The 13,012-nt window shown below is 67.1% G+C and carries 7 protein-coding genes and 3 pseudogenes; 5 read left to right on the forward strand and 5 right to left on the reverse strand.

Features of this window, described 5'->3' with window-relative positions; translation table 11 throughout:
• Positions 1–385 (reverse strand): annotated as a pseudogene (locus OG435_RS01385) (transposase); the annotation flags it as partial.
• Between the two features lie 221 nt (positions 386–606).
• On the opposite strand from OG435_RS01385, the gene OG435_RS50320 reads away from it, so the two are divergent.
• The 4 genes and pseudogenes from OG435_RS50320 (at position 607) to OG435_RS01395 (ending at position 3,392) form a co-directional block, all read left to right on the forward strand.
• The gene (locus OG435_RS50320) at positions 607–891 is read left to right on the forward strand and encodes a transposase family protein (protein WP_353962768.1); all 285 of its coding nucleotides are present in this window, start codon (positions 607–609) and stop codon (positions 889–891) included.
• 827 nt (positions 892–1,718) lie between these two features.
• Complete coding sequence (locus OG435_RS50650; protein WP_430625554.1) at positions 1,719–1,820, forward strand: DDE-type integrase/transposase/recombinase; 102 nt, start codon at positions 1,719–1,721, stop codon at positions 1,818–1,820.
• A 46-nt stretch (positions 1,821–1,866) separates the two neighbouring features.
• A pseudogene (locus OG435_RS50655) lies at positions 1,867–2,154 on the forward strand (hypothetical protein); the annotation flags it as partial.
• 221 nt (positions 2,155–2,375) lie between these two features.
• Complete coding sequence (locus tag OG435_RS01395) at positions 2,376–3,392, forward strand: serine hydrolase (protein ID WP_266874846.1); 1,017 nt, start codon at positions 2,376–2,378, stop codon at positions 3,390–3,392.
• A 671-nt stretch (positions 3,393–4,063) separates the two neighbouring features.
• Here OG435_RS01395 and OG435_RS01400 read toward each other — a convergent pair.
• Positions 4,064–4,435 (reverse strand): annotated as a pseudogene (locus tag OG435_RS01400) (IS6 family transposase); the annotation flags it as partial.
• 1,699 nt (positions 4,436–6,134) lie between these two features.
• Between OG435_RS01400 and OG435_RS01405 the strand changes: the two are divergent.
• Complete coding sequence (locus OG435_RS01405; protein ID WP_266874847.1) at positions 6,135–6,440, forward strand: transglycosylase SLT domain-containing protein; 306 nt, start codon at positions 6,135–6,137, stop codon at positions 6,438–6,440.
• Between the two features lie 310 nt (positions 6,441–6,750).
• On the opposite strand, the gene OG435_RS01410 is transcribed toward OG435_RS01405, so the two are convergent.
• From OG435_RS01410 to OG435_RS01420, 3 genes are all read right to left on the reverse strand, one after another.
• Positions 6,751–6,918, reverse strand: a complete 168-nt coding sequence (locus tag OG435_RS01410) for a hypothetical protein (protein WP_266874848.1) — start codon at positions 6,916–6,918, stop codon at positions 6,751–6,753.
• 214 nt (positions 6,919–7,132) lie between these two features.
• Complete coding sequence (locus tag OG435_RS01415) at positions 7,133–9,682, reverse strand: CehA/McbA family metallohydrolase (RefSeq protein WP_266874849.1); 2,550 nt, start codon at positions 9,680–9,682, stop codon at positions 7,133–7,135.
• 1,324 nt (positions 9,683–11,006) lie between these two features.
• Positions 11,007–13,004 carry a DUF6351 family protein gene (locus OG435_RS01420; RefSeq protein WP_266874850.1) on the reverse strand — a complete coding sequence of 666 codons (1,998 nt, stop codon included), beginning with the start codon at positions 13,002–13,004 and terminating at the stop codon, positions 11,007–11,009.
• Positions 13,005–13,012 lie beyond the last annotated feature (8 nt).

The raw sequence follows: 13,012 nt of genomic DNA on the forward strand, positions 1-13,012 counted from the left end.
TTATGCGTCTCGCCAGGTCGGGGTGATTTCACCGGTTGCGCGTTTGGCGAGGGTGGAGATCGCGGCGAGGCGGATCATGCTTTCGGAGTGTGAGGCTTTGGTCTCGTAGTCGCGGGCGAGTCGGCGGTGCATCATGATCCAGCCGAGGGTCCGTTCAACCACCCAGCGTCGGGGTAGTACGGAGAAGCCCTTGACCTGGGTGTTTCTGGGGACGACGTCGATGCCGAGTTTCGCGCCGCGTTCGACGGCCGGTTCTTGTAGTCGGCGTCGGCCCAGCCCTTGGTGATCTTGGGATGGGCGGCCGCGGTGCGGGTCAGGAGCGCTTGTCGGCCTCGTTGTCGGCGACGCTCGCCGCGGTGACCGTGACCAGAAGTAACAGGCCGAGCCGGTGCGATTTATCGCCCGGTTTGTTCAACCCTCGTGTGCACGGTGCTCCCGGCGACGCACCAGCCCGCGGTGCTGACGCGAAGGCTACTTGATCAGACAGATGCTGGCAGACTGACGGCACATCGAAGCTCCCGTTGGCGCAGGCGACTTGGCAAGGTCACCCGCATCACGGGAGCTTCCTTGCGTTGTAGCGCCTCCGCCGGACACCGTCACACTGCCATGACCAGCACACCTACAAGATCAATCCCACTTTGGCTGGAGGTCCTTGCCGATCCGCGTCGGCGGCAGGGGCGTCGGTACCGTCTCGGCGCGCTGTTGCCTCCGTGTGCCGTCGCTGTCCTTGGCGGTGCTGCCGCGCTGGTGTCCATCGCCCGGTTCGCGGCCGGTGCCCCGCCCGAAATCCGGACCCGCCTCGGCCTGGAGGGGAGTCTCCCGGGGGCGCGCACGCTGGGGCGGCTGCTGACATGCATCGACGCCGACGCTCTGGACCGGGCCCGTCGGTGACTGGCTCGGCGGTCAGCTGCAGCCCGCCGACGGACTGCGGGCCCTGGCCGTGGACGGCATGTCCCTGCGCAGCTCGCGGACGCACGCTCACACTGCGGTCCACCTGCTTGCTGCGGTCCTTCACGGGGAGAAGACGGTGATCGCCCAGCGTCCGGTCGACTCCAAGAGCAACGAAATCACCGCCCTTTCGCCCCTTGCTTGCCCCGCTGGAACTGGTCGGCACCCGTCACGTTCGACGCGCTGCTGACCCGAACCGATCACGCCCGCTTCCTCGTCGAGGAGAAGAAGGCTCAAGAAGCTGCCCTGGCCGGACGTTCCCCTGCTGGACAAGACCCGCACCGCCGGCCATGGTCGGGACGGGATCCGCCGGCTCAAGGCCGCCACCATCACCGGCCTCGCCTTCCCCCACACCCTCCACGCCCTCCAGGCAGTACAGATCGTGCGCCGCCGACGAGATGTCCGCACCGGCAAAGCGACCCTCGAACGCGTCTACGCGGTCACCAGCCTGCGAGCCGGGCAGGCCAGCCCTGCCCAACCCACCGCCGCCGTCCGCGGGCACTGACAGATCCCTGCACCACATCCGCGACACCACCCTCCGCGAGGACGCCTGCCGGGTCCTTACCAGCAACGCTCCACGCGCCCCGGCCGCCCTTGCGCAACCTCTCGATCACCCTGGCCCACCTCACCGGCCGGACCAACCACGCCCACGCCACCGATCACTACCAGTCACACGCCGAACACGCACTCAACCTGATCACGCCCACCACCTGAGAACGCTCGCGCCGTGACCAACAGCGTGCGCCGGCGACGCCCGCAGCCCGCGATATATGGTTCTAGACGAGGTCTTCACCAAGGTCAACGGGGCGTGGAAGTACTTGTGGCGGGCCGTCGACGCCGACAGTAACGTCCTCGACACCCTGGGTCCATAACCGGCGTAACAAGGCCGCTGCCAGGCGTTTCTTCCGCCGACTCCTCACCACGACCGGGCAGGTGCCCCGGGTGATCATCACCGACAAGCCCGCCTGCTCACAGACCGCCCGCGGCCTCTCCCTGCCCTCAAACAATCACACCCCCGACAACGCGACACTGCCGTACGGAAGGCTCGCGCGCGACAGATCGGTCGGTATCCGTGACCGGATCGTCGCGCCATCCCCCGGACCGCCGCCGGATCGCGGTACTGGCAGCGTCACCGAGTCTGCTCCAGGCTCGGCTGCCCGGGCTTGCGAGGTGCGGCGTCATCGCTGTCAGGCGTGGGTTCGGTGATTCGGTGACGTGGTCACCACCGGGCTCCACCTGGGCGCCCTCCGACCGCCGGGCGGGCGGGCGGGAACGCGCCGCGACATCCGGTCGGTGGACGGGAGACGGCCCCCTGCAGTGGGCCGCTCGCCCGATGAATCGATCCGATGCCGTCCTTAGCGTGGGTGTACGACCAGGCGCCCCCTGTGCCCAGACGCTCACCCGACCCGCGAACGACGGGAAATGTTGTGGAGAAGAAGCTCGCCCGGGCACTTGTAGGTGCCCTCGCCGTCGCGGCCGCGGCCGCGGTTGCCGTCCCGGCGTTTGCCGCGGGGCAGTCGCATGGACCCCGGCCCTCGGACATCACCTGTACGTCGCCGGGCGGCAAGGGCCCGGGGACCTCTCCGTACGGCCACCCGCTGGAAAAGAGCCTCCAGAAGGACATCGCGCGCGCCATCGGCACCCACAAGTACGTCGCGGTCGCCCTCACCGACCCCACGGCCGGTGTCCAGTGCGCGTTCCGCGCAAACAGCGAGTACGACAGCGCCAGCATGGTCAAGCCCTCCATCCTGGCCGCGTTGCTGTACGCCGAGCACGGAAAGCTGACGCCGGGCCAGCAGGCAGAGGCCACGAACATGATCGAGAACTCGGACAACACGGCCGCCACCGCACTGTGGAAGGATTTGTCCGACCTCGCGAACCCCCATCAGGCCAACACCGAGAGTTTCCGCGCGTTCCTCACCGCGGCCGGGATGCAAGAGACCACGCCGGCCCCCGACCAGCTCTCTTGGGGCCTGACCCGGACCACGGCGTCCGACGAGCTCAAGCTGCTCGACCTGCTGAACGGGACGGACAACAAGGTTCTGGACGGCGCGTCCCGGGCGTACATCCTTGACCTCATGCGCTCGGTCCGGCCGGACGAGCGGTGGGGAAGCACGGACGAGGTCCCCGCGGCGGCGTCGACAGCTGTCAAGAACGGCTGGCTCCAGCGATCCATGACAGGCCCGGATAACGCCTTCGACCGCGGCGACTGGAAGGTCAACAGCATCAGTACGGTCAGCAGCCCGAAGGGCGGACCGTACCAGTCGAGCCTGGTGGTACTGACTGAGGACAACCGAGTCCCTGCGGGCAAGAAACCCTTCTACGGCTTCAAGCGGGGAGTCGACGAGATACAGGCGGTCGCAAGCGCCGTCAACAAGGACTTGTATCCGAAGCTTGCCGACAGCCAACGCTACACGCCGCAGTCGGTCCAACCGTCCACATAGGAGACCGACACGTCACCGACCGTCACCGCGGAGCGTCAACACCGCGCCTCGCCCGGATTTTTATTCGCACAACCATTCGTGGACCCGATGCCGGTGATCGGCACCTCGGCCGGCGCCCTGTTCCTCTTGATCCCGAACGCAGGCAGGCAATCACGGCCGCGCTGCGGGCCGCCGTCCAGCAGGTCTCCGTCCCGTCCCCGGCCGACAGCCCCGCCGCTCGGACCACAGCCGCTGCGGATCCTGAGCTGCGGCAGGCCGTGGCAGCCTCCTACGCGGGTCGCCCTACGGCCGTCAGTGCTCTGGGCAGGTTGATGGCCACGCGCCCCGATAATGGTTCCCACCTGGAGCAGGTCCGCCAGAGGGTGGATGAGGAGTGGCCCGCGGAGGATCTGCCCCCTAGTGGCCCGCGAAGTGTCCGCGGCGAGGTTCCGCTGTTCCTCGCGGTGGCCAGCTCTTCGGCGGCTGCCAGACGCACCGGTCCTGCCTCCGTTGGTGGAGAGCAGCACATCGACGGCGGCTACCGATCTCTCCTCAACTCCGGCCTCGCCCACAGCGCCGGCACTGTATGGGTGCTGGCGCCGGCGGGGCTGGGGCCTTCACTCCGGGGCACTGTCACGTTGTCTGGGGTGTGATTGTTTGAGGGCAGGAAGAGGCCGCGGGCGGTCTGCTGCTCAGACGGTGGTGGGTACGCCGGCGGCCCCGGTGATCTGGTCCCAGATCGCGAAGCGGACCCTCATTTCGAAGCGGTAGCGGCTGGGGCTACGCCCGGTTGTTCAACCCCTTGTGCGCACGGTGCTCCACCGAGGGCATCACCTCACGATGCGCCGCCCCGTACGAGGCGAGCTTGTCGGCGACGATCACCCGGGGGCACCCCGCCCGGTGGAGGTGAGGAGTCTCCGGAAGGAACGGCTGGCCGCAACCTTGTCACGTCGATTCTGGACGAGGATGTCGAGGACGTTGCCGTCGGCATCGACGGCCCGCCACAGGTACTTCTGCACCCCGCCGATCTTGATGAAGACCTCGTCCAGGTGCCATTTGTCGCCGGCTGCGGGCGCCGCCGGCGCAGCGCGTTCGCGTACGACGGCGCCACAAACGACACGAACCCCACCTATCCCGCACACCGACAGCCCAAAGATCGTCCCAGACCGCCGGACAAGGTGACTGTGAGCTCCCCACAGCTCCCCAGGCATCGACTTTGAATTAGCCCTGGCCCCAGGGACTCCCGAGCTGCGCGCGGGAGGTGACCCCGTTTCACGGGGTCCGGGCGTACGGCCCGTTGGGCGGGTCCCCCGCGCTCTGCGCGGGCTGGCCTCGATTGGCGCGTTCGGCCAACAGGCGCTGGCACTGTCAACCGATAGAGGCACGAGAGACGCCAGCCAGCCGATCCCAGCAGGCCGATCTTGCTCCACGATGCTCCGATGACTGTGTCTCGCAGCGATCAGCTCCAAGACGCGCTGACACGGTAGTCGCCGATAACCGTTGAGCGCAGAAAGGACTTGTCGCCGTGCCGAAAATCAGCAAGGAACACACAGTCCATGCCTCCACACCGGACTGTCCGGCGCGCAGTCGCGCTCACCGCATGCATCCTCGCGATCCTCAGCACCCCCGCCGCAGCCTCCGGACCGCTACCCACCCCTGAGGCCCCGGGCCAGTCGGACAAGACCACGGCCACTCCAGCCGAACCACGTGCCGCCATCTTCACTGAAGGCTTCGGCCACAACCAGGGAAACACTCCCAGCCTGCTGACCGACTACATCGGTCGCCCCCGCGGAAGGCGGTTACATCCTGTTCGGGGTAACTGCCGGGGTCGCTCCCCTACCGGATCGGTCCCAGCAGCAGCCACATGGTGGAAACACGGGGACAGCGCACCACCCACACCACCGGCATCCCAGTCGGTTACCCACCGTGACCGATCCGGCAGTCCCGGCGCAGACGAGGATGCGAGTGTGATCCCTGAGACCAGGAACTGCCTTGATCGCCGCCAAAGCGATCACACACCGTAAGCTGCTTTCTCCGCCACCGCGATCAACATCATCAGGCTCGACGCCCACCGGGCCAGCCGAACGTTCCGACGACCGGGACGATTTCGGACGGAACACGTCCATCCGGCTTTGGGCAGGGTGGTTGCTGTTTGTTGGAGGGCGTTCTCGTAGGCGATCGGCGACCGCTGACCCAAGCCGGGAGTTTCCTGTCTGCGGCGGGTGTGGAGTCAGCCAGCGGAAGGCGTCGAGCCGGGCACGCCCAGTCACCGGGATACACGATAGCGAAGGCACGCACCCCGCCTCCCGGTCCCCTGGTCGGAGGAGGGGCGGGTGGGTGCAGCGGATGCGAGTTTTGAGTATTGGTGCTGGTCACACCCCCTGAGAGAAGCGGCTCGGGGTGAAGTGGCGGATATCGGGCTTGTCGGGAGGGGGGCTGCTTGGGGGGTGGGAGGAGGGGCCGGGGACGGGCCGGACGGGTGGGTGCGCACCGTTGACGCTTGGGGTTGTGTGAAGGGGTGGGAACGGAAGCGGAAGTCGATGAGCTGCCGCAGCTGGAAGGGATTCCGGTTCTTTCCGTTCCTGGACAGCCCCCGGGTGTCACAAGGCGTCACCACCGCCGGGCAGGGCGTCCTCCCCCAGTGAGAGACAGTTGATCATGTTGGTTTGGACCCCTCGGTTGCGCACGGCCACGGTCCTGCTCGGCTTTGCCGGTTGCCTTGCCTCCGGCGCCGCGTTCGCTCCCTCGGCTTTCGCTGCTTCTGTGCCGAGTACGGCGCCGGTTGCCCAGGAGCAGGCGTACGCACAGCACATCGTGAACGCCCAGTTCCCCGGGCAGCCGGGCGAGGCCCATGCCTTCGACAATGTCATCCAGCAGGAGAGCACCTGGAATCCGAGAGCGGTGAATGACACGAACCCCACAGCACAGGGCCTGGGCCAGCTCGAACAGGGTCCTCGCGCCGGCACCGACTACCAGACACAGCTCAACGCTGCACTGCACTACATGCTCCAGCGCTACGGCACCCCTGACGGCGCCTGGGCACACGAGACCACCTCGGGCTGGTACTGAGCCCGGCACAAGAACCGTGCCGCACGACACGCCCCCAGCCGCGAGCAGCTGCGGCCACGCTGCGCAGGCGAAGTCCCCCTGAGACGGACTCGGCGGCGAACCGTCGAACGGGGAGACGAACCTCGCCTCGGGCGCCCGCATCGACCTCTACGCGCCCTCCGTACCCGGGTTTCGGGGTGACGCCGACATCGCCTCCAGGATTACGCGTCAAGCACCTCAGAAGCGTCCGGATCTCCTGACGCGGTCAGGCCATTTTCGGCAACGTGACAGTGCCTCTTCGTCCAGGCTCCAGCAGTCTTGGCACGGCACATCAGCCGAACATAGCCGCGGCGTAGAGCTGCAGGTCTGCAGGCTCGGTCATGGCGACCGGAGGGAGCGCCGGGTGCGCCAGGAGCGGGAGCAGGAGGACCTGATCGACCCGCCGCCTGCACAAGGCCTTCCCGACGCCCGCCCGGTCGAGATCCCCGGCAAAGCCCACGACCCTTCTTCACGGGCCCGCACGCCCTCGCCGACGCCGTCACCGCCTTCGCCGCCGACCTGCCGCACTGACTGAAGTCGACGCCCGGCTTTCACAAACGGTCATGTCGTCGACGGTGTGACGACGCCGACACGACTGTCGTCGCTCCCGCAAGAATGGCTCCGTGCGGGACGGTGTCGACCCCGAGCGCCCCCAGAACCGGACCTGATCGCAGTCAGGCGGTGGAAAGAGCCACGTACCGGTTACCCCCTGCATCGCCTGGTGTGACGACGACTCGGCCGTAGGGGAAACCGACGCTGGTTGATGTCGTGGCCTGTTGCCAGGTGGTCCATGCGCCGTCAGATGTGCGGGTGACGTACCAGATATTGCCGTCTTGACCGACGATGGCGAGCCGGACCGAGTTCCGCTGGTGGTACGTGTCGAGGGCGATGTCGACCGAGCTTGCGGCCATGGTCGTGCTGTTGGAGCCTCTCACCCGGACGAATCCGGTGAACCGCCCGTCCGGGTAGCGGATCTGGTGGTAGACGAGTCCGTCGAGGCCGATGGCGACGATCTGGGTCGAGCCGTCGGACACTGCGACCATGGACAGTGCCGGACCGGCGAAAGTGGCGGCCCCGCCGTAGCCGGCCAGGCGAGTCCATCCGGCCCAGGCACCGCTTGCGCTGCGAATGTTGAAGTAGAGGCTGCCGTCGAGGCCTGAAGCCAGCACCTGTGTGGTGCCGTCGGGCATCCCTTCGGCAGCGACCTTGGTGGCCCGCCACGTCGGCGACCCGTCCGTCCCAGGCACAGGCTGGAATCCGCTGAAATGCCCGATGAGTCCCGCCATGCCGGGATCGCGGCTCTGGTGGTAGAGCGTGCCGTCCGTGCCGATGGCGAGGTACTGGGTGGAGCCGTCGGGCATCCCGGCGACGTCCGATGCCTGGAACTTGAGGTCGGCCGCGCCGCCGGGGTTGGGCACTTGGAGCCACTTGGCCCACAGGCCGTTCCATCCCATGGATGTGAAGTAGAGGCTCTGGTCGTCACCGACGGCCAGGGCCGTCTTCTGGCCCCCGTACGCAGGAGTGGCGATCGACACGTTGGCCGCGGCGAAGGGCGCGCTGTAGTCGGTCAGACCCGGCAACCGCCGCTCGCTGGTACCGCTGGTGCCGAACGGTATCTCGGGCGTGGCCTGCCCCCGGGGGCGGACAGCGGGAACCTTCGGGTCGTTGACAGTGGGGGTGCCGTAGAACCAGACGGGGTTGGTGAAGGCAACCATCTGGCTCAGCACGGTCCATGCTGGAACCATCCTCCGGACGTCCACTCGCGCGAACATCGAGGCCTTGCCCCAGCCGCGCCAACGCAGCTCGCCGCTACCGCTGGCGCCGATCTGGATGGAGGCCATGACGCCCCACTCCGTGATGAGGGTGGCCACGGTGTTCGGCGCGCCAGAGACCTTGGCGACCACGTCAACGGCGTCGAAGAAGCCCAGGGGGAGCACCTCACCAGGGCCGGCGGTCTTCCCCCCGGCGCTGGCAGCGAAGTCCACGGTCACCTGGGAGGACTCCGCCACGTACACCCTGCCCCTGCGCATCGAGTCCAGCAGCGCGGCCGTGGAAAGGGTGTTGGCACACACCACGTTCTGAGGAGTGCCCACCGTGCCATCGCCGAGTGAGTGGGCATCGCTGTTACCCAGCGCGGGAACGCGCTTGCCCGCGCACAGCATGACGTGCCAGGCGATGAGGTTGAGCTCGTCGTCGCCCGTCCAGGGCTGCCCACCCGTCCCGCCGGATCCGTTCCACACCTCCATGGCGTCGACCTTGTCCAGCCCCAGACCGAACTCCCAGAAGGAACCGCGAGCCGGGGTCAGGGGATGAGCGGCGATCACCATGCCTCGGAGGTCGCGCACCTGCTGGGCGTAGGCATCGAATGTGCCCTCCGAGGGCTTGTACCGCCAATCGATCCACTTGCCCTGGGGGATGCCCACCGCCAGCCAGTGCCCGTGCCGAGTGGTCACCTCCTCGGCATTGATCACCAACAGGCCGCCGGGGATGTTGCCCCGCCAGGACACTCCGGTGGAACTGGTGTTGTGGTCGGAGATGGCGATGAAGTCCAGTCCTGCGGCGATGGCGTCGCCGACCCGCTCGTCAACCGTGCGCTGGGAATCGGAGTGGATGGTGTGCATGTGTAGATCACCCCGGTACCAGCCCCAACCGGTGTTCGGGATTTTCGTGGGAAGCATGTCATAAGGAGATATGTCGGGCAGACGGTCGCCGTATTCGAGGGTTACGTCTACCTGCCAGCTCATTCCGGTTTGCACATCGCCGACCATCGGCCCCAGGACGATCGACCACTTGCCCTGTTGGATCCCCCCGGGAACATAGCCTGTGGTGGCGTCTGCAGCGGACAGGGTGAACTCCGAACGGGCGCTGCCGGAGTAGCCGCGAAATCCGGTCGGCCCTAAAATACCGATGTCCATCACGCCTGCCAGCCGATCGTAGGAATAGCTGACAGAGATTCGCCGCACACCTGCTGGAACGGCTATGTCGACAGACGACCACTGGTCGAACCCTGACGGTGAATTTCCCTGGTAGGTCGTCGTCACCTTCTGCCCGGACGTGCCACTGGTGGCGGCCCTGGCGATGCCGGCCGGAACCAGGGTGCCCGCACCTCCGGCGGCCAGGAATGCACCCCACCGCAGCAGACTTCGACGGCTGACACCGTTGGTTCCGGCGACGGCCGTGGGGAAGAGCGGCTCTCCCAGTTCGTCGTGGTGTTGATCGCGCATGACGCCTCCTTGCGAAAGGTGTGGGTCGCTATTGCGAGGGATCCGGTGCCGAGCCAGGCTAGGGCTCCCGATCCTGCTTCCAACAGGTCTCAATCAAGCCGCACGGTGGCAGCATGCGACAGACCCAGATGGAAGATCTCGGCCCTGAACTCCTGGCGTGAACGTGCAGCGAGGGCGCAGGTTCTTCTTCCCCTGCCATCCAGGACGAGCATCATCCGTCCGAGGCTGAACCCCTGATATCAGAGGCCTGACAATATGGATCAAGCCCAGCAACACCTCATCGACTACGCGATCGTGCACGAATCGAGCGAGGGGTTCCGATGAACTGAGCTCGCAGGACCAGTTCAGGAAGTGTGCCAATGGCCCAGACCATGGCCCGACCTCGTTCCGCGCCCCGAGCTTCCGCCCACGCGGCCGCCTCGGTAGAGGAGCTACGCGTGGCTTCGGTACACGACGGCATCATCTGTGGAGCTGCTCGGATCCGGCACGCGCCGTCGGCCTTGAGTACGCCGCCCACTCCCCCATACTTCCCTATTTCAAATCCTCCACAACCGCTACATGTGCATTGCATTGGGTCAATAGAATCAACGTATTGACGAGGGCTGCCTTATCGACCGGCCTCAGGCGTTGGGGACGAACGTACCCCGGGAAGCCAACGTCGGTCGGCGCGGTCAACCGCTCTTACGAGATTGATGGTGTGTCAGGGTGTGTCGAGGCCCGGGGTCGGGGCGTGGTTGCTCGGCCGAAGTCATGGGGAACCCTGGGCACCTGACGCCGACAGCTCCAAGATCACCAACAGAGCCAAGCCGAGGAGTGGGCCGCACGGCGCCATCAGTTGCGCGGACTGCCCGCGAATGACTGATTGAGGTATTTGATCTCTCGGGAGAGGTCAACTATCTGGATTGCAGATGCTGTTGTTGCCATCCTCATCCAGGCCAGGGCATTCCTTCGACGACTGATGCCTCTTGATGGACCAGTCCTCTGTTCGGCGTGCACGCCGAACTTCCCCCCCTTGTCATCGCTGTTGCCGCGGCTCTTTGTGTTTCTAGGCCCGCAGGCCGACGCCGCACCGGACAGCACGGGTGGCGCACAGCTGTCCAAGCCTCCTACCGGAGCCCCTGTGGAGACGGCGGCCATAGGCGTGGCCGCTGCGGTCGGCGCAGTCATCCGCGACACGAGCGAGTTCGCCGACGTGTATGCCGGTTCCTACAGCGACATGGAGGCGTCGCGCGTCACCGTGTACGCCACTGACATCACCCGCGGACGCGCCCTGCTCGACAAGGCGATGAAAGACCTTTCCAAGGCCGACAGGCGCCAGGTGGCCCTAGGGGTCCAGCAGGCGAAGTACAGCAAGACCCAGCTCAACCAAGCGGCCGACGGCATCGGGCGGCAACGCGCCTCCTGGAAGGCGGCGGGCACCGAGGTGCAGGTGATCAGCATCAGTCCGCGGGGCACAGGTCTGCGCCAGCGGCTCGCCGGCCTGCATCCGGGGGTCCGAGCCGATCGGGTAGTCGGCGGCGCACGGTCCGCTCGCTGGGTAGGTCAGCGTGGTGTGGACGCGGTTGCCGGGAGTCAGGTAGCAGGCGTCGGAGAGGTCGGCGGGCTTGTTCGCCGCTGTCTTCGCCTGCTTGCCGCGTGTGGAGGTGTCGGCCGTGATGGCGGTGAGCCAGCGGTCCATCGACGCCAGTACATAGGTGTCCGCGGTCTGGGTCGCGGCCATGACCAGTTGGCTTTCGATGATCACGTGGTTGGCCGTGGTGCCGTTGGCTGACTTGAGCCGTGCCCGCACGACGTAGGACCACTGGGCGGTGTGCACGTCGAGCGGCACCCTGTCCATGTAGACGCGGTGGTCGATGATCGGCGTACTGCGCAGGCCGAGGCTCATGCTGTTGAGGAGGTCGTCGCGGTAGGCGGTTTCGAGTGCCTGCGGGTCCGCTTGGCTCCGCCGGGGCGATGGCGCGCCCTGGGCGTCGTATCCGCCGATGGCTGCGTTGAGGGCGATGAACTGGTCCGGGGTGATCTGCTCGGCGTTGAGCGCCTGGAGGCCGTATTGCACGCCGACGTTGTCCAGGGTGCTGCGCACGAAGCCGGTACCCGGGTCGCGGCCGAACTGGTTGGCGTAGGCCTCCATGAGCGTGCACTTGACACCCCCGGGGTTGGCGGTCGCGTGCCAGCGGGCCGTGAGCGGGATCGACTTGTCGCAGCGTACGGTCGGGTGGCGCAGGTCGATGCCCTGGTCCATGCCGATGCAGGTGCCGAATTCGAGGAAGCCGGCCACCGCGTCCCACTGTGCGGGGGTGAGTGAGCTACCCGCGCCGGCGAAGTAGCGTACGAGGAGCTGGCAGTCGGAGGCTGCCTTTTCTGGCGTGAACGTATCCGGGAAGCCGACGGTGGGGATGATCCCGTCGAGGATGCCGGGGTAGGCATCGGCGATCGTGTACTGCTGGATACCGCCGCCGGAGCCGCCCCAGCCGATGGTGTGCGCTGGAGGTCCGTAGGTCTCGGTGAAGTGTTCCTTCACCGTCATCGCCGCCTCCGCCGAGGTGGGGATGTTGCAGTTGGTCTCCAGCACGTTGAGCGTGGAGGAGGCGACCGCGTATCCCTGGGACAGGAAGAGGTCGTTGAGGACGCCGCCGGTCTGTGCGCCCTGGTGGTGTCCGCCGGCGCAGCCGCCGCCGAAGACGTAGACGAGCCGGTCGTTCCAGCCTTGTTCCTGACGCAGCGGGGAGGGATCGGTGCCGTCGTAGAGGGCGGCGGTCTCGTAGACGGCGCGGTCGATGGTACCGGTCTCGACACGGACGATGTAGGGCACCTTGCGGCCGTCCACGGTCGTGTCTGCGAGGTCGGACGGACGCCGGGCCGGGTCGGCGAGAGGGGCGAACTCACCCGCCTTGCTCCGGTACTTGTAACTGACCCTGGTGGGTGCGGAGCAGTACGGCGGGTGGGCGGGGGCAAGTCCGAAGGCAGTCGTCTCGCAGTAGAACGGCAGGGGTTGCGGTCCGGCGAAGACGGGTCCGTCGGTGCGGTGGTTGATCAGCGTCCGGGTGGCCGTGCGGCCGCGGGATCGGGCGGTGATGCGGTTGGGGCCGTCCTTGAGGCCGGAGACCAGGCCGAGGTGGCTGCCGTCGGGCTGCCGCACGAAGCCGTCGGCCGTGTGTCCGTTCACGGTCACCCTCACTTTGCCGGATCCAGGAGCCGTGACTCGCAGCAGCGCGTCTCCGCCGCTGACCCGGCCGCGGTCCGGGGCAGAGGCGACGGCAATCTCGGGGGCGGGTCGGTCCTCGGCTGCCACACTCCCACCCGGGGGCAGGACGGCGGCCATCAGGACGG

The organism is Streptomyces sp. NBC_01264, from assembly GCF_026340675.1.
Taxonomy (GTDB): domain Bacteria; phylum Actinomycetota; class Actinomycetes; order Streptomycetales; family Streptomycetaceae; genus Streptomyces.